The following is a 16,344-nucleotide window of genomic DNA, read 5'->3' as shown; positions in this document are numbered from 1 at the left end:
CGGGAGTGTTAGCTGAGAGAAGATTTGCGAAAATACTTAAGCATCCATCTAAAGATAGAGACCTTTCAAGAACTTTGCAAAAATTTAAAATAATTTGCCCAATCGTACATGAGGTTTATGCCCTTATGTACGATTTTTTATTTTAGTTTTCGATTTAAAATGAATAGAAGAAATCGAGTAAATTAGCAGAGTGCTAATAATGCAAATTTCCTTTTATTATGTTTAAAGGGTGTGGTCAGTTGAAGAAGTTAAAATTGTTCATTAAAAATGCAAAGGTAGGAGGGAATACTTTTAATGCTTAATCACTCTCCACAAATAAATAAGTTTTTTAAATGGTGTATGGGTATCATTTTTGTGCTCATCATTATATATTTGTGTACACTAGTCGATTTTTTATTTGTACCGATAACTTCGTTAATCAGCGTTGTCTTATTGCCATTAATGATGTCTGTTTTTTTCTATTATCTTCTGCGTCCATTGGTAGATTTACTGGAAAGACATAAGTTAAACCGTTCTCTTGCAATCATACTGATTTATATCGCCATTGCAGTCATCTTAGCTCTCTTTGTGGTAGGTATTTGGCCTTCCATACGTAATCAAATGATCAACCTCGTGGATAATGCACCCAGTTTATTTAGTGCATTAGGTAAAAAGGTTCATGAATTAGAACAGGATGGGGCACTTTCTGCCATTTTTCCGGGCGACGTTAATCCGCTAACACACCTCACTGAATACTTGAATAAAGGTTTCTTATTAGTTACGGATTATGTAACCGGTTTGTTTGGTCTTGTTTCCAATGTTACAATCGCATTGTTTATGTTCCCATTAATCCTTTTTTATATGTTAAAGGAAGGTGGGAAATTCGGCCGTAAATTAGTTAGTTTTGTTCCTAAGCGTTTTCTAATCGCTGCAAACGAGGTCTTGGATGATATTGATAGCGCACTCAGCAGCTTTATCGTAGGAAGAGTAATTATTAACTTGGCACTTGGTGTGTTAATGTACTTAGGATTTCTTTTGATTGGACTGCCATATGCATTATTATTAACCGTCGTTGCGGTAATCATGAATTTCATTCCTTTTGTAGGTGCTATTCTATCATCAATCCCTATTGTTATTATTGGGTTCATTCAGTCAGCCTCGGTCGCGATATGGTCACTTGTCGTTATTTTATTGGCCCAGCAAATACAAGATAATATCATTTCTCCCTATGTATTCGGTAAGCAGCTTGATGTTCACCCTTTGACAGTGATTATTCTTGTACTGATTGGTGGGGATTTAGCAGGAATTACAGGAATATTGCTAGCTATCCCTTATTATATGATTATTAAAGTAATAGTTAGTAAGGTGTACTTGCTTTTTTACAGAGAAAAATGGGAACATTTATAACTGATATTGAATTTTAGTATACAAAAATTTATTCTTTTGCCCAAACGTACACACGTCCTTGCACATGTGTACGTTTATTAAACTTCATCATTTTGTAAAATGACTTTTTACTTATTTTTTTTAAAAGGTACAAAATGATAAAATATAAATATAATGTTTTTTTCTAAGTATATAAATTTTAGAGGTGGACTATGGGCAAACAATCCAATGAACAAGACCAAGATGTCGACTTAAAGATCTACGATGGAGAAGGTGATCGCCTTACTATATCCAGAGTTCCAATTATATTATGGATCATTTTCATCTATATCGAGGGAATCGTTATTCAAAATATAACTACACCATTACCAATTCGAAGTCTATTGTTCTCTCTGGCAATAGCCCTGCATGTACTTTTGTACTGGCATGTTCGAAAAATTTTACATTATGGTTCATGGATTTTTTTTATTATTCAAGCAGGAATTATCTTTTTAAGCGCTTTCCTTCTTCCTTTCAGTTTCCCAATTATGCTGATTGGATTAATCCCAATTTTAATCGGTCAAAGCATAGGTATATATTATCAAACAAAAAAAGTTGTGTTGGTGTTTGTTGGCTTCTATCTTCTTTTTTGTCTAGCTATGATATGGTATCGCGATGGTGAGCACTCTGTGCTGTTTATTGGGTTGCTCATTCTTATCGTTATAATCGTAGCTGCATATTCTATTCTTTTCTACAAACAAGTTAATGCGCGGATTCGTATCCAAAACTTTCTTACTGAGCTGGAGCTTGCACATCAGAAAGTAGAAGAACTTACGTTAGCCAATGAGCGGCAACGCATGGCCCGGGATCTGCATGATACACTGGCTCAAGGTCTTGCTGGCCTGATTATGCAGTTGGAAGCCATAGATGCCCATATGATAAAAGGCAGCTCGCAGAGAGCCCATGAAATCGTTCAACAGTCCATGTCACAGGCACGAAAGGCGCTGGCTGACTCGCGAAGGGCTATAGATAACCTGCGTTCAAAATCGGCCTCCGAAGTCGACTTTTCCGATGCAGTCCGGGAAGAAGCGCAGCGTTTTACGATGGCTACCGGCATTCGTACAGCACTGAACATCAAAATGAAATCCTCGGTATCCAGGCTGTTGATTGAGCATGGGCTACAAATCATAAGTGAATGTCTAACGAACGTAGGCAAGCATTCTTATGCCAAGAACGTATGGATTAATATTCTGGATCAACAAGATAAAATTACTATAGTGGTCCGTGATGATGGAAAAGGATTTAATCCAGATATTATTGCCAGACGATCAGGACATTACGGACTAATAGGCATTCATGAGCGTGCGCGTCTGCTGGGCGGAACAATACAGATCAACAGCACAGTTCAAGAAGGGACATCTATTAAAATAGAGGTACCTCTTACCAAAGGAGATGTATCATGAAATTCAAAATATTAATCGTAGATGATCATTGGGTGGTTAGAGAAGGGCTAAAGCTTGTTCTAGAGACAAATGACAGCTACGAAGTAGTGGGTGAAGCTGGAGAAGGGGAAACTGCTATCACTCTGATTGAGGAACTTCAGCCGGATGTCATCCTAATGGATCTATATATGCCCCAAATGAGCGGATTGGAAACAATGAAAGCTTTAAAAGAGATGCAAAATGAAACGCCAGTTATTATCCTGACTACCTATAACGAAGATGATTTAATGATTCAGGGGCTCTCCTTGGGGGCCAAAGGCTATTTATTAAAAGATACCAGCCGTGAAAATTTGTTTCGGACTATTGAATCCGCTTTAAGAGGAGAGACACTTCTTCAGCCGGAAATTACAGCAAGAGTTTTTGCTAAAACAAGTGAGAAAGAGGTCAAGAGTGAGCAGTATGCAGATACTCCAATCCTGACCGAGAAAGAAAGGAACATATTACAATCTGTTACACAGGGGCTTAGGAGCAAAGAGATTGCGTTAGACATGGGGATTTCGGAGCGGACGGTGAAATCACATTTAACGAACATTTACAACAAGCTCGGTGTCGATTCTCGATCCGAAGCAGTGGTCGTGTCTTTGGAACGAGGCATTCTGCATCTTTAAAATTGGTTTATAAAAATAAATATTGTTTGTAAATTTGCCCAAACGTACATGAGGTGCTTGCCCTTATGTACGATTTTTTTTTTGTTTAACTGTTGTACCATGAAAAGAGAAAGAGTCCAGTTAATCTCGTAATTTGCTGGTAACTGCTTAGAAGTTAGTCAAGGAGGATGAAAGGGTTGAATAGAACACGAATTAAAATGCTAGTCACGGGGATAACCTTCGCTATGGTGGTTTCCGGTTGCTCAAGCGCTACGGAGGATACCACTGCAAAATCTGGCCAGCCGGTACAAATTCAAAAAGTAAAGATGCAGCCTTTGGCTAATGAATTTAATTTGGCGGGAACATTGCAGGCAAGCAATCAAACCGCGGTTTCCTTTGAAGCCAATGGGCGTATTTTAAATACGACGGTTGAAGTGGGGGATCAGGTACAGAAAGGGGTAGTTCTCGCACAGTTGGATACATCCACTTATCAGCTGGAACTTGAACGGGCCGAGACAACTATGGAGAAGGCCAAAGCGGGTATCAGCCAAGCAGACGCCTCTGTTCAATCAGCACAGGCAAGCATTAGTACGGCACAATCCCAAATTAATTCAGCCCAATCCAAATTACAGGAATTGAACGATGGGGCCAAAAAGCAGGAAATTGTACAGGCGCAAAATGCAGTTACGGCGGCAACCAATGCTTATAACAAGAAAAAGGCAGATGCCGCTAGGAGCCAAAGTCTATTTCAGGCAGGAGCTGTATCATTAACAGAAAATGAGAATGCGCAGTTGGAATTAACGAACGCACAAAAAAGTTTAAGTGACTCACAAGAGCAATTGTCCCTTTTACTTGCAGGGGCTTCTCAGGAACAGCGTTCGCAAGCTTCGGCTGGCGTAGATCAGGCCAGGGCAGGGCTGGAATCGGCCGTGGCTACTAGACAACAAGGGTTAGCCAGTAAGGCACAGGCACAGGCTACCTATAAGGATGCAATGGCCGCTTATGAGCAATCGGCTTTGGCGCTCAAGAAAACCACATTAACATCTCCTATAGCTGGTGTTGTGATCGAGAAAAAGGTATCTGATGGGCAGTTAGGCTCCAGCGGGAGTGAGGCTTTTACTGTCGGTAATATTAGTGCTTTAAAAGTGCTCTTGCCTGTACCGGATAGTGAAATTTTATCGTGGAAGAAGGATCAAAAAGTAAATATATCCCTCTATAATGAAATTAGAACAGGGGCCGTTACTCAGATCTATCCAACGACTAACTCCAAAACAGGAAGCATCAATGTGGAAGTTAGCATTCCCAACCCCGAACTCAATTGGAAACCGGGTCAAGTCATTAGTGCAGCTAAAAGCATAAATCAAAACGAAGCGCTTTTAGTGCCCGTAGAGGCCGTAATTAGTACGGGAAATGATCCTTATGTCTTTAAAGCTGTAAATGGAAAGGCCGTTAAAACTCCGATTAAACTGGGGAAAGTGACTAATAATCAGTTCGAAGTTCTCTCTGGACTACAGGCAGGCGACCAAATCGTTACGCAAGGAGCAGGAACCTTATTTAATGGTGATGTACTTGGGAAATCGAAGGAGTCGTCCAAATGATTAAATACATCGTTAAAAAACAAAAAATCACACTTATTTTCTTTGGCATGTGCATTTTGCTAGGGATTTACAACTTTATATCGTTACCTAAACAGGAGATGCCTGACGTTATTCCTATGTCAGCCAGTGTTACAACTGTGTATCCGGGGGCCTCACCTGAAAGAATCGAACAAACCATTACGAAGATATTGGAACAGAAAATCAAAGAAGTGGAGGGTGTCAAAACCATTTCTTCCACTTCTTCTAAAGGCCAATCCAGTATAAGTATAGAAGCATTGGATGAGGCAGATCCGACGAAAGTGTGGGCTGATCTTCGTACAAAAGTACAGGATGCACAGTCCGATCTTCCGGACGATGCGATGCAGCCCATTATCAATGATAGTATGGCAGGCTCCTTCATCGGGTCATACGCAATCACTTCTGATAAAGTTGAAAATTTGTATGCGTTAAATGAGTTGATGAACACCTGGAAAGATAAATTAAAAACCGTTTCGGGTGTTTCGAAAGTTAATATTCAAGGAATTCCCGAACAAGAAGTACGAATAAGCCTGAACACTCAAAAAATGCAGCAATATGGAATCTCCTGGGAACAGGTCGTTCAAGCCATTAAAAATGAAAACGATCGAGTGCCTACAGGAAGTCTGGATTTCAATCAGCGTGCGTATCAGTTGACGGTAAATGCCTCAACTGATACGAATGTTTTAAATAACGTTCAGATTACAAGCAACGAAGATGGGTTCCCGATATCCTTGAAGGATATCGGGACAGCCTCACTTGTTTTTAAAAAAACGGAGAGTTATACGTATGTAAATACCAAGCCTGCTATTTCAATCAGTTTGAGTGGAGATAAAGGCACAGACGTACCCACAGTATCCAAAGCGGCGACAGCCAAAATCAACGAACTTGCGAGTACCTTACCAAAGGATGTACATTTTGAACTACTCTTCGCTCAAAATGATCGTGTAAGTGAAATCTTTGGTAATCTATCCAAAGAGATGATGATTGCTATTGCATCGGTTATTGTGATTTGTACATTAGGTTTAAATTTGCTGACTTCTGCATTCGTGGCCTTGGCTATCCCTGTTTCTATTGCCATCGGTTTTATTGTCTTGCCGATGACAGGTACCACGCTGAACCAAATTTCAGTTATCGGATTAATCATCGTGCTAGGGATACTGGTTGATGATGCCGTCGTGGTCAATGACAATATTGAACGCCGACGCTCTGAATTTGGGGAAGATGCTACGGAGGCGGCAATCAAAGGAACGAAAGAAGTATCCTTATCGATCATTACGGCCACGCTGGCTACGGTTGCAGCATTTGCCCCGCTTTTATTTCTGCCGGGTAATATGGGGGACTTTATTCAACCGATCCCTACCGTAATTTCATTAACGATGCTGGCCTCCATGATTATGTCGCTTACGATCATTCCTATTTTCCGTCAATGGTACGATAACCGTCATAAGGGTAAAGAACGTAGCAAAACAACCAAGCCTCCAGGGCTCCTCGGCAATCAAATTCAGTCTCTCTCTAATGTATACGCTAAAAACTGGATGCCGAGAATACTTCGTCGACCACTTTTCACTGCGCTTATTGGTCTTATGATTGGTACGGCAGCTTATGGACTGCTTGCTATTGTTCCCATTCAATTGTTTCCTGAATCGGATCAACCGGATGCTACAATCAACGTAACGATGCCAGAAGGAACGTCGTTGCAGGCAACCAATCAGGTTATAACCGAAATTGAGAACTGGGTTAAAAAGCAGCCAGAAACAGAACATCTGGCTGCTACGGCAGGTGGAGGAGCACCTCAAATGTACAGCGATATAGTAGCTGGTAGTGGCTCTGTGGGAGCGGTACACGGACAACTTACTGTTGTTGGTAAAGAGGGCGTCTTTGATATCAAAAAAACAGTGGACAGCTGGACAAGTACGCTGAAAGCTAAATATCCAGCAGCATCAATAAGTATTCGCGTTCCTCAATTAGGTATCCCAGTGGGCAGTGCAGTATCTGTCCGTATCAAAGGAGAAGACCTTGGAAAGCTGCAAAACATGACATCAACAGTAAAAGAAATTGTAGCGGGGACTCCTGGAGCTGTAGATGTGACCGATAATATGGGGATGCAAAGCTATAATTTAAATTTTCAAGTCAACCAGCAGGCCCTGGATAAATATCAGGTCAACTATTCCAACTTAACCCGCACTTTGTTGCTAATGGGTGACGGTGTGAAGGTCACGGATTTTGATACAGGTAAGGAACTGCTGGATATCAATATGTACATGGATAAGCCTAACCAAGATCCTGAGGTGTTATTCCAACAGCTAAGTGTCACTAATGCGGGAGGAGAACAGATTCCGTTATCCCAGCTAGCCACGATGAAACCGGACTTTTCTATTCAGCAAATCCACCGCTATAATTTGGAACGGACGGTAACGATTACAGCCAATGCAAATGGACGTACGGCCACAGAGCTCACCCAGGACATCCGCAGCAAGCTTACAAGTACACATTTTGATTCAGGGTATACTTGGGAAATGGATGGAGAAACATCTACACAGTCCGATTTATTTAAGGATTTGGGCAAATTAGCTGTTATTGTTGTCTTTCTCATTCTGCTCTTGATCACCATGCAGTTTTACTCGGTTTCCACACCGCTCATTATTATGACGACTGTTTACCTGGCAGCAGCGGGAGGAGTGCTTGGAAGCTTTATTACTGGTATGCCAATCGGTTTTATGAGTATCATGGGTATCATTTCCCTTGCCGGTATCGTGGTGCGTAATGGTATCGTATTGATAGAGTTTATTGAAGACGCGCGGCGTGAAGGTGCCGAATTAACAGAAGCCATTTTAATGGCATGCTCTGCCCGCTTCCGTCCGATCCTGCTTACTTCGCTAACTGCGATCGTCGGGATGATACCGATTGCTACGATGGGAGAAATTCTATTCAAGCCATTGGCAGCGACTATTATATTCGGACTGATTTTTTCAACCATTTTAACATTGTTTGTAGTTCCGACTCTTTATATGGTCGTAGCTCAACTGAAGCTAAAACGGAAGCAAAAGAAGGAAATGCATACAAATAACGATAGCTCATTGTCTTTGTAATTGATACAAAAGAGAGATCGGCCATAGCTTTGCTTGAGCACTACCCGATCGTACATTAGCCTGTTGCCCTAATGTACGATTTTTTCCTTTTATGAGCGTACTACAATGAACAGTAAGGAAGAAAAGTATTAAAAATCAAAAGCGATTTTATACGATGCCAAAGGAGAGAGTCGTATGGCTGAAAACGAGCAGCACGGTCGCATTCTAATATCAGATGATGTTGTATCCCAAATTACTGGTGTAGCCGCATTGAAGACTCCAGGAATTTCAGCAATTTACGGAGGGTTTTCGAAAGAAGCAAACAAACGTATGAATGAAAAAAATATTAAAAAAGGGATCTCAGTAAAAATTAGTTCGGATGAAACAACTATTGATCTAAAAGTTGTCGTTGATTACGGATGTCCTATCCATACAGTGGCCAGAGAGTTACAACAAAATGTAATGAAGGATGTGATTAATATGACAGGGTTATCCATTGTTGTGGTGAACGTCAAGGTGACGGGAATTGCTATTCAAGATAGTTAACTTTGCGAGGGATCCAGACCTAAATTCCCGTTCTAGTCTGTTGTTTATCCAAACGTGCATGAATGACCTAACCTCATGCACGTTTTTTTTATATAAAATTGACTTAGCGTATGTACTGTATACCTGTCGTGTTAATATCGGATATATGGTTATTGAGTCTAAGATCCTTAATTACCTAAAATCATAAAAAACTGCACAATGAATAGCCATCAAGGGAAGTATGTTTCCTACACATGATGAACCTGTACGTCATATAATTCTGTTTAAAAAAGAAGAAGGTAAGACAAGAGACCTGACTTACCTTCTTCTTTCGATAATTAGGTCTGAGACTCGCGCAGCTTTTTCTCCTTTTCAAGAAAAAAGTTATAGAGCGCGCCATAGAGGTTTGCGTCGCTTCGATAAGTACATTGAGTAATCTTCGGATTCGCCATGTGCAGTGGATTTACTCTCTTGATCTCTCCAAGAGCCCAATCCAGACGCTCAATCAATATGGTTTGGGCGCTAATCCCCCACCGATGGCAAATAATTCTGGGTCGAGAATATACTGAAGGTTCATAACGTGTACAGCTACCTCTAGGCAGTATTCATCAGGCTTTCTTCCTATCAGCGCGAACTTTGGATTAAAATCAGTGGCTGAGCCTTATTTGAAGCGACTGGCTCAGGAAGTTGAACAGTTGGTATTTTTGGCACAATACCAGGAGCAATATTTGAAGCTCTCATTTATTTTTGGCATTCACAGTTCGAACATACTTCAGTATCGTCTAGAATGGGGAGTTCTCCAACCGATTCATATAGGTGCTAGCGGAAAGACCATTTTAGCCTTTTTATCTGATGACAAGATAAGCGAAGTCCTTGAGCAAGAAGGAGTATCAACCAATGACATTCAACAAATGTGGACGTAAATCGAGAAAATAGGAAATATTGGATATTCATATACCTATACCTATAGCGAACGTAAGAATGAGTCCATCGGCATTGGGGCACCTATATTTGATGAACGAACCACGTAGTGGGGAGTATCATCTGCGCAATTCCTCTTAGTCTTTATAAAGAGGAATTGCGCAGATTACTATAAACAAAATTTTAGAGGCAGCAAGAGAAATTTCCTATCATCTTGGACTAAATGAAACAGTTGAAACAAAGAATGGCGGAACCCGTTGATCTGATACATATGTATACGATAAGAATTTGGGACGCAGATTTGCGTAAGCAAATCGAAGCTTAGATTTCAGTACTTAAAATCATGTAGGGAAACATAAATCTAACACCTTTAGAAGTCATTAAATAGCAGCTTTTTGTGTATAAAGTATCGACAAAACGAGTAGTTTTCTAATAAATCGGTTGATATTCGTCTTTTTCCGTTCCTATGCCTATCACAAAAAGTTATCCGGCGCAGTTATTTACGTACTGCGCCTATTGGTTTTAAAGAAGTTTGGAAAAAATGAACAAGTGGAACAGAATGATGGTAACGCTGGAGGTTACCGTCTAAGAAGCTCCTCCAACCAGAGTTCCAACCGAAATACTTGTCAGGTGTCTGCTGCTGACTGAGGAACTTCATCAACGGTTACAATGCCCATTACTGTTAAAAGTCTGTCATCTCAGCCTAAACTATGATAATTCTTCAGGTGATGTAACTCCTGTTGACGATATCAGTTTTGCAGTGCCCAAGGGGGAGATACTTGATAATATCGGCAAGTCTGGAAGTGGTAAAAGTGTTACTTCATTGGCTTGCTAAACTTGCTGGGCGCAGCCGGAAAATTCAGCGCGGACAATTGGATTTCAAAGGCAGGGAGATTCTCGACTGGGTGATGCAACAGTCATAAAGGAAAGAAATTTCTTTTATATTCCAAAAACCAATGACTTCACTTAATCCTTTGTTCACCATACGAAACCAGTTAGTCGAAATGATTATGCTCCATTTGCAATTGAAGAAGAAAGCTGCAACTCATATTGCCATTCAGATGCTGGACAAGGTGGGAATTAGAGAGTGTCTATTATAGAAATCAAGGAGTGATTAGCCGTATGAACTGGATCGAATCATTACAGATGGCTATTCATTATATGGAGACCATTTACTCGAAAAACGTTTGAGCAGATCTTTTCATTGGACATCAGATCCTATAATCTTGGGAGGTACCCAAGTCAGAATGCTGGACTGTACTAGATCTTGTTGAAGAGCATTAAAGACTACTCCAACTCAATTGAAAATTGATATAACCATTCGTCAATGCTGTGGTCAGGTACATTTAAAGCACGGTAGGTCGCTGGAACATCCGGGTATCCCCCTACATCTTCCTGACTATCAATTATCTTTCCTCGACCAGTCAGAAAATCGGAGATAATTCGTTGATCTGTTGCATCCCGGTCCTCCGGTCTTGCTCCTGCATGCTCAGTGACCTCCTTTACTACTTCGGAGGCAGCTAGTGCTTCAAGTCCTTCAACCCAAACAGGTGGATTGTCAAGTTCCTTGATTCCGCCAAAAGTCAGCGGGACTGACTTGCCATTACGGTCATAAGCAAGATTATCTTTGAGATAAGCCCAGCCGCTTTTACTGTTCGTTCCGACAATTCCTAACCCTTTAATCGTATCTACTCCATGCCGCATGTAATTCCCGACGATACTGACTCTAGGGCCTTCCGGTTCGATCCCCGTGTCCGTCCATTCATTCTCCACGAATCCGAGTCGAATTGCCCATTTTCCTGGATTATAAATAACATTGTTAACAATTACGCCCGTCGTGAATGCTTTGAACCATGGATTACGTTCCATGTTATGAGCATAAAGATTTCCGATGACCGCTACATCCTGGACGTAATCATGAACGAGCGTGCCCATGGAATGAGGGCCCTTCTCATGAACGGAATTATACAGGCCCTCGGCGATAATACTATTGCTGAGAGTTACACGGCGGCTAGTCGCTTGAGTTCCGCTGGTACGTGGACCTGAAAAGGACATGTTCTCATCCACTCCCCAAGAAAAGGAGCAGTGGTCAATGACAATGTTATAAGCAGAGGCTCCATAAGTGGATACATCTGGCTCAAAGCCTACGCCTTGGGCGCTGTTACCGTTGCCCATTCGAAACCGGACATGCTGCATTAACACATCATGCGTTTTGATTTGCATACCTCCCTGAATGAATGTAATGCCAGGGGAGGGGGCCGTCTGACCTGCGATGGTCACGTAGGGTTCTCTCAGCTCGAGACGCTTCTTTTCTAGATTTATGACACCGCCGACTTCAAATACAATAATCCGCGGTCCCTTGGCTTCTAATGCCGCTCGAAATGAGCCTGGGCCGTCATTGTTCAGATTGGTCACCTTGATTACCTTTCCGCCTCGGCCTGCTGGAGTGTCAGTCCCGTATCCCACGGCTCCCGGGAACACGGGTTGGGCTCCAGCTTGGCTAGCTGCTACAGCCCCCATCATCCATACGCACAACAACAACATACATAAGCCCACCTTACATCCTTGTTGCAAACAGCTTCGTACATTCATTTAGAAAATTCCTCCTTTTTTTCTCATGCTAAGGATAATATATATATCCTAATATAGCTTTTTTTGAAAGTGGTTCCAACTATTTCAGCATAAAAAGATTTGAATCAGCCGTTTTTGTCGAATCTATCGCTGGCTGTATCAGGCCGCCTTGCCCAAGCGAATATGGAGGTGCTACGGAACAAAGTTAAGCGGAGGATGTCTGTTAATAATTACTCTAAAAAAGAAAGGGATTTAGTAGGCTTGAGAAAAAATCTTTTTAAAGTTACTTTAATAATTTTAAGTATAATCATATCTATTATTTTGTTATTTATTGTTTATGTGACACAAGTTGAAAAACGCAGTATTCAAAGCAAGGTAATAGAAATATCTATGTCTTTAAGCGGATTAAAGAATGAGCCTACACAATTCAAGGAAGCTGCAATTAATAATAATGAAAAGCCATATATTATTCCGAAGGACGTAAAATTTACAGCTAATGTTGAGTTGCAAACAATTGATAATATGGAAGTATTCTCTCTAAGTAATAAAGATCAGAAAAGTGAAAAGCGGTAAGAAATGGGCTGGGCACACCAATACAAGTAATCAAATGAATTGATAAAGAAAAGGATTGAGATATTACGAATGCTTGGGTAGTTCAGCAAAGTATTGGACAAACAGACTGGTTAGAGCCCGTAACCGAGGAAGTGTATATAATAAACTCTAATAAAAAATGAAAAAAACACTAAAACAACGGCAGCCGATCGTCTGCTGTTGTTTTAGTGTTTCGTTGTATACTGTAACCTTTATGGAAAAGGGAAACTGCCTCTTTCTTGACAGAACAGCTATTCGCGCTCAAAAGGCTGCAGATATAAGGATGACGAGAACTACCCTTTCTAACAAGGACCCAACTTGCGTAGCCATGACTTGCGGTGATAGGGCATTCCATTTCGAATCCACCATTCAATGACCCCTACATAAGCAATCCCAGCATATTGCAATATCACATCTTCGAATAAATCCGTGTCTGAGATCATCAAAAATTCTTTTAATATTATCTCTAAGTAAATATACTGTGTTGACCCTATTCCGAGTTGGTCGAAAGGAAGGGTTGTTGTCATAGGAGATGCGCACACACAATAAACCCGAATACTGGATATGGAAGCTCAGTGGCCTTGGAAGACGCGCTATACTTAGCGAAGATGTTACAGAAACATCATTATACCGACGTATTTCGAAACGAATCGTAAAGATCGTATAAAGGCTATTCAGGATACCGTAAAAACCTTTGATGTAAATAAAGGGTTTGATTTTAGTAATGGTTTTGATATTGGTATGTTTAGTGGAACCGGCATTGATCCAGAATACAAGGTTTATTGGAATAATTAATCCCCGAGTTTTCATAATTGGCCAATACCTCCATAGCTGTGGAGGTTATTTGGTTTGATCGGAAAAAGGATAGCATGAACAAAACGTTTGTCAATTTGTCTACTCTCAATAATTTTTACAATGTACTCTTCATGAATAACACGGAGATCCACGTGCAATCCTCAAGAATTTCTTCATAAAGAGTTCATTTCTTAATGATATGGGTGACATGAGGCACTTTAGCGATGCAGGCTGGATAAGAACATAGTCCCAAAATAATAAAAGTTGCAATTGAATTTTTTTTGGTTTACAATACACACAAATGATACAATATTCTATCAATAAATAAAGTTTTATTTCATTTTTAGCTTTGAGAGGAATGATGAAGGTGTAAAAAAGAAAGGTAATCCCCTAATCCCCGAGCTTATGAACCACATTAGTTGACGAAATCAAGCGGTCTACGTTTTTCGGGATGAACTAGGCCGTTTAAAGATAAATACTTTATTATAAGTTATTTATGTATGATGTGACAGCAGGATTGGGATGATTCTAATAATGACAGTTAAGGAGAGATTTTCATGGCATGGTTGTTTCTTATTGTTGGAGGAATTTTAGAGATAGGTTGGGCCTTAGGTTTGGCATTTTCAGATGGGTTTACAAAAATAGAAATTGTAATCCCTACTGTCATTCTAATGGTTGGAAGCTTCTATTTTTTTGCGAAATCCATAAAAATCCTACCTGTATCTACAGCCTATGCAGTTTTTACGGGACTTGGTTCTTTTGGTACCGCTCTTGTTGGAATGATTTTTTTAGGAGATAAAGTAAGTGCACTTAAAATAATGTTAGTGTGTACGCTGATTTTTTGTATTATAGGTCTAAAGTTAGTATCTAATCAACCAAAAGAAGAAGCAGGTGTATAGAATATGAGTTGGTTCTTTTTAGTTCTAGCAGGTTTATTTGAAGTTGGTGGGGTCATATTTTTGAAATTTTCAGAAGGTTTCACTAAACTGAAGCATACATTAACTTTCGCTTTGTTTCTCGGGTTAAGTTTTATTTTTCTTTCTTTGTCTTTAAGAGAAATTCCAATCAGTATTGGCTACGGGATCTGGACAGGTATTGGTGCCTCAGGAAGTGTACTGTTAGGTATGTATGTTTTCAAAGAGCCTAAGAATGTTAAAAAATTAGCATTCGTTGGCGGAATTATCTTTAGTATAGTTGGATTAAAGTTAGTATCCTAGCAATTAAAAAAACCAATAAATTTGAGGTGTGATTCCTGTTATACTTTCAAGTGAACCACTATTGAATGCAAAAAACATTTGCTCACCAAGAGGTGCGATATGAAGAAGCAAGAACTTACGTCAATTAAGCAAATACGATTGAATACTATTTTAGATGAAGCGACTAAGTGCTTGATTGAGAAGCCGAGTGCTTCCATGCATGAGATTGCCGAATCTGCAGGAATCGGCATTGCAACCTTGCATCGTTATGTTGAGAGCCGGGAACAATTGATGATTTATTTAGGGTTTCGTGCTATAGAAGTTGTTGCAGAGACTACGAAAGATATCAGGTTGGATGAAGAGAATTACGAAACCTATATTCCTGAGCTCATTGAGGCCTTGATTCCACTCGGTGATAAAATTTATTTTCTGAACCATGATGCTAGCGTCAATGCTAACAAAGAAATCGAGGAAGAAGATGAGAAGTTAAGAGAACCTATACTGCATGCAATTGGGTTTCTGCAACAGAAAGGGTATTTTCGTGAAAATATTGACAAGAACTGGATTGTCAATGTACTGTACTCACTTCTATTTCTTACTTGGCAGCAAGTAGTCGAAGGGAATATTGCCAGAAATTCCGCAGCTGAGTTGGTTGTGAATACTTTTTATCATGGTTTTAAAGAGCATAAATTGTAAGTGCACAGTGCTTAACAATGATACAATTTAGTTTCAAAAGATACATTATATATCATTCACAGGGAAGTAAACTTCTCTAATCAAGTATTGAAGGCGGGGATGATGTATGTTCATTGAAAATGCGATGGGGAAAATCAATATATCCAAACAAATTATTTCTAAAATTACTCTCAAATCAGCAAATGCTATTACCGGGATCACGTGTACATCAAATGGAATTATTGAAAATATTACTAGTCGCTTCGGCGGAAACAGTAGTCAAAATGGCATTGAGTTAAAGGAAACCGCTACGGGACTCGATATTCACTTATGCATAACCATTCAACACCGATTAAAAGTGCCAGAAGTCTGTAAGGTACTTCAATCGAATGTTAAGGAAGCTGTTGAAAATTTCACTGGAGTAAGCATTGACCGCGTTAATGTAACTATTGTGGGGGTATCCATTGATTGATCTCATACGGGAAACGTTAACCATTCATCAAACGAGAAGGTAGCCGATCAACTTGATCGACTACCTTTATCCGTTTTTTCTTGTATAAGAATCATTAGTAGGGGCGAACGGTTGTGGACAAGAGCATACATCTTGAAGTTATCCTAGATGTATGCGAGGTGCGGATAAGGGATAACTGTTTGTTGGGTCCTGGCGTTCATGTCTATACGGCACCACACCCCATAGATCCATATGAACGAATTAAAGACCCTGAAAATGGAGCACCTGTTTCTATTGGCAACAATGTTTGGGTATGCGGAAGAGCTGTGTCGATTGGTCATAAAGTAATCGTCGCATCAGGAGGGGGGAATCCTGCCAAAGAGATCCGCTCGATAAATCTGAGTGAGGATCTTAACTAAGAAGAAATATATTTAGTCTCATATAGATGTAAGATTTAAATTGAAGAGCTATATCCAAGACAGGATTGAACCATGAGGTTTGA

At 40.2% G+C, this 16,344-nt stretch carries 14 protein-coding genes and 2 pseudogenes; 14 read left to right on the top strand and 2 right to left on the bottom strand.

Going from position 1 to position 16,344, the window contains the following annotated elements:
• Positions 1-294 precede the first annotated feature (294 nt).
• The 8 genes from MKX30_RS00885 to MKX30_RS00850 all read left to right on the top strand — a co-directional run bounded on the left by MKX30_RS00885 (position 295) and on the right by MKX30_RS00850 (position 10,486).
• A complete protein-coding gene (locus MKX30_RS00885; RefSeq protein ID WP_341062316.1) occupies positions 295-1,386 on the top strand; it encodes an AI-2E family transporter in 1,092 nt (363 codons plus the stop codon).
• 191 nt (positions 1,387-1,577) lie between these two features.
• The gene (locus MKX30_RS00880; RefSeq protein WP_341062315.1) at positions 1,578-2,807 is read left to right on the top strand and encodes a sensor histidine kinase; all 1,230 of its coding nucleotides are present in this window, start codon (positions 1,578-1,580) and stop codon (positions 2,805-2,807) included.
• Entirely contained in the window at positions 2,804-3,454 is a 651-nt protein-coding gene (locus MKX30_RS00875; protein WP_341062314.1) for a response regulator transcription factor, read from the top strand. The genes MKX30_RS00880 and MKX30_RS00875 overlap by 4 nt, the downstream gene beginning before the upstream one ends.
• A gap of 167 nt (positions 3,455-3,621) precedes the next feature.
• Complete coding sequence (locus MKX30_RS00870; protein WP_341062313.1) at positions 3,622-5,031, top strand: efflux RND transporter periplasmic adaptor subunit; 1,410 nt, start codon at positions 3,622-3,624, stop codon at positions 5,029-5,031.
• Positions 5,028-8,138 carry an efflux RND transporter permease subunit gene (locus MKX30_RS00865; RefSeq protein ID WP_341062312.1) on the top strand — a complete coding sequence of 1,037 codons (3,111 nt, stop codon included), beginning with the start codon at positions 5,028-5,030 and terminating at the stop codon, positions 8,136-8,138. The genes MKX30_RS00870 and MKX30_RS00865 overlap by 4 nt, the downstream gene beginning before the upstream one ends.
• A gap of 174 nt (positions 8,139-8,312) precedes the next feature.
• Positions 8,313-8,663, top strand: a complete 351-nt coding sequence (locus MKX30_RS00860; RefSeq protein ID WP_341062311.1) for an Asp23/Gls24 family envelope stress response protein — start codon at positions 8,313-8,315, stop codon at positions 8,661-8,663.
• Positions 8,664-9,292: 629 nt separating this feature from the next.
• Positions 9,293-9,565, top strand: a complete 273-nt coding sequence (locus MKX30_RS00855) for an IclR family transcriptional regulator domain-containing protein (protein WP_341062310.1) — start codon at positions 9,293-9,295, stop codon at positions 9,563-9,565.
• 777 nt (positions 9,566-10,342) lie between these two features.
• Entirely contained in the window at positions 10,343-10,486 is a 144-nt protein-coding gene (locus MKX30_RS00850; RefSeq protein ID WP_023988748.1) for a hypothetical protein, read from the top strand.
• Between the two features lie 364 nt (positions 10,487-10,850).
• On the opposite strand, the gene MKX30_RS00845 is transcribed toward MKX30_RS00850, so the two are convergent.
• Positions 10,851-12,155: a pectate lyase family protein gene (locus MKX30_RS00845; RefSeq protein WP_341062309.1), complete on the bottom strand. Its 1,305-nt coding sequence runs from the start codon at positions 12,153-12,155 to the stop codon at positions 10,851-10,853.
• 99 nt (positions 12,156-12,254) lie between these two features.
• Here MKX30_RS00845 and MKX30_RS00840 point away from each other — a divergent pair, with 99 nt between their 5' ends.
• Positions 12,255-12,707, top strand: coding sequence for a hypothetical protein (locus tag MKX30_RS00840; RefSeq protein WP_167348630.1), 453 nt, complete (start codon positions 12,255-12,257; stop codon positions 12,705-12,707).
• Positions 12,708-12,986: 279 nt separating this feature from the next.
• Here the strand turns inward: MKX30_RS00840 and MKX30_RS00835 are convergent.
• Positions 12,987-13,159, bottom strand: a pseudogene (locus MKX30_RS00835) (TetR-like C-terminal domain-containing protein); the annotation flags it as partial.
• Positions 13,160-14,077: 918 nt separating this feature from the next.
• On the opposite strand from MKX30_RS00835, the gene MKX30_RS00830 reads away from it, so the two are divergent.
• The 5 genes and pseudogenes from MKX30_RS00830 to MKX30_RS00810 form a co-directional block, all read left to right on the top strand.
• Positions 14,078-14,419, top strand: coding sequence for a DMT family transporter (locus MKX30_RS00830; RefSeq protein ID WP_264453744.1), 342 nt, complete (start codon positions 14,078-14,080; stop codon positions 14,417-14,419).
• 3 nt (positions 14,420-14,422) lie between these two features.
• Positions 14,423-14,737 carry a DMT family transporter gene (locus tag MKX30_RS00825; protein ID WP_053325498.1) on the top strand — a complete coding sequence of 105 codons (315 nt, stop codon included), beginning with the start codon at positions 14,423-14,425 and terminating at the stop codon, positions 14,735-14,737.
• A 99-nt stretch (positions 14,738-14,836) separates the two neighbouring features.
• The gene (locus MKX30_RS00820; RefSeq protein ID WP_053325497.1) at positions 14,837-15,412 is read left to right on the top strand and encodes a TetR/AcrR family transcriptional regulator; all 576 of its coding nucleotides are present in this window, start codon (positions 14,837-14,839) and stop codon (positions 15,410-15,412) included.
• Between the two features lie 106 nt (positions 15,413-15,518).
• Positions 15,519-15,863: an Asp23/Gls24 family envelope stress response protein gene (locus MKX30_RS00815; protein ID WP_053325496.1), complete on the top strand. Its 345-nt coding sequence runs from the start codon at positions 15,519-15,521 to the stop codon at positions 15,861-15,863.
• A 140-nt stretch (positions 15,864-16,003) separates the two neighbouring features.
• A pseudogene (locus MKX30_RS00810) lies at positions 16,004-16,261 on the top strand (acetyltransferase); the annotation flags it as partial.
• Positions 16,262-16,344: the final 83 nt, after the last annotated feature.

It is taken from the genome of Paenibacillus sp. FSL P2-0173 (assembly GCF_038008045.1).
GTDB lineage: Bacteria > Bacillota > Bacilli > Paenibacillales > Paenibacillaceae > Paenibacillus > Paenibacillus polymyxa_B.
Note: the sequence above shows the minus strand (reverse complement) of the source record. Positions and strands in the feature narration are given on the sequence as shown.

Bases quoted from the DNA above. Each gene is read 5' to 3' on its own strand.
- MKX30_RS00815 (WP_053325496.1), top strand. From the start codon at position 15,519: ATGTTCATTGAAAATGCGATGGGGAAAATCAATATATCCAAACAAATT.
- MKX30_RS00885 (WP_341062316.1), top strand. From the start codon at position 295: ATGCTTAATCACTCTCCACAAATAAATAAGTTTTTTAAATGGTGTATG.
- MKX30_RS00860 (WP_341062311.1), top strand. From the start codon at position 8,313: ATGGCTGAAAACGAGCAGCACGGTCGCATTCTAATATCAGATGATGTT.
- MKX30_RS00820 (WP_053325497.1), top strand. From the start codon at position 14,837: ATGAAGAAGCAAGAACTTACGTCAATTAAGCAAATACGATTGAATACT.
- MKX30_RS00870 (WP_341062313.1), top strand. From the start codon at position 3,622: ATGAAAGGGTTGAATAGAACACGAATTAAAATGCTAGTCACGGGGATA.
- MKX30_RS00865 (WP_341062312.1), top strand. From the start codon at position 5,028: ATGATTAAATACATCGTTAAAAAACAAAAAATCACACTTATTTTCTTT.
- MKX30_RS00880 (WP_341062315.1), top strand. From the start codon at position 1,578: ATGGGCAAACAATCCAATGAACAAGACCAAGATGTCGACTTAAAGATC.
- MKX30_RS00830 (WP_264453744.1), top strand. From the start codon at position 14,078: ATGGCATGGTTGTTTCTTATTGTTGGAGGAATTTTAGAGATAGGTTGG.
- MKX30_RS00825 (WP_053325498.1), top strand. From the start codon at position 14,423: ATGAGTTGGTTCTTTTTAGTTCTAGCAGGTTTATTTGAAGTTGGTGGG.
- MKX30_RS00875 (WP_341062314.1), top strand. From the start codon at position 2,804: ATGAAATTCAAAATATTAATCGTAGATGATCATTGGGTGGTTAGAGAA.
- MKX30_RS00845 (WP_341062309.1), bottom strand. From the start codon at position 12,155: ATGAATGTACGAAGCTGTTTGCAACAAGGATGTAAGGTGGGCTTATGT.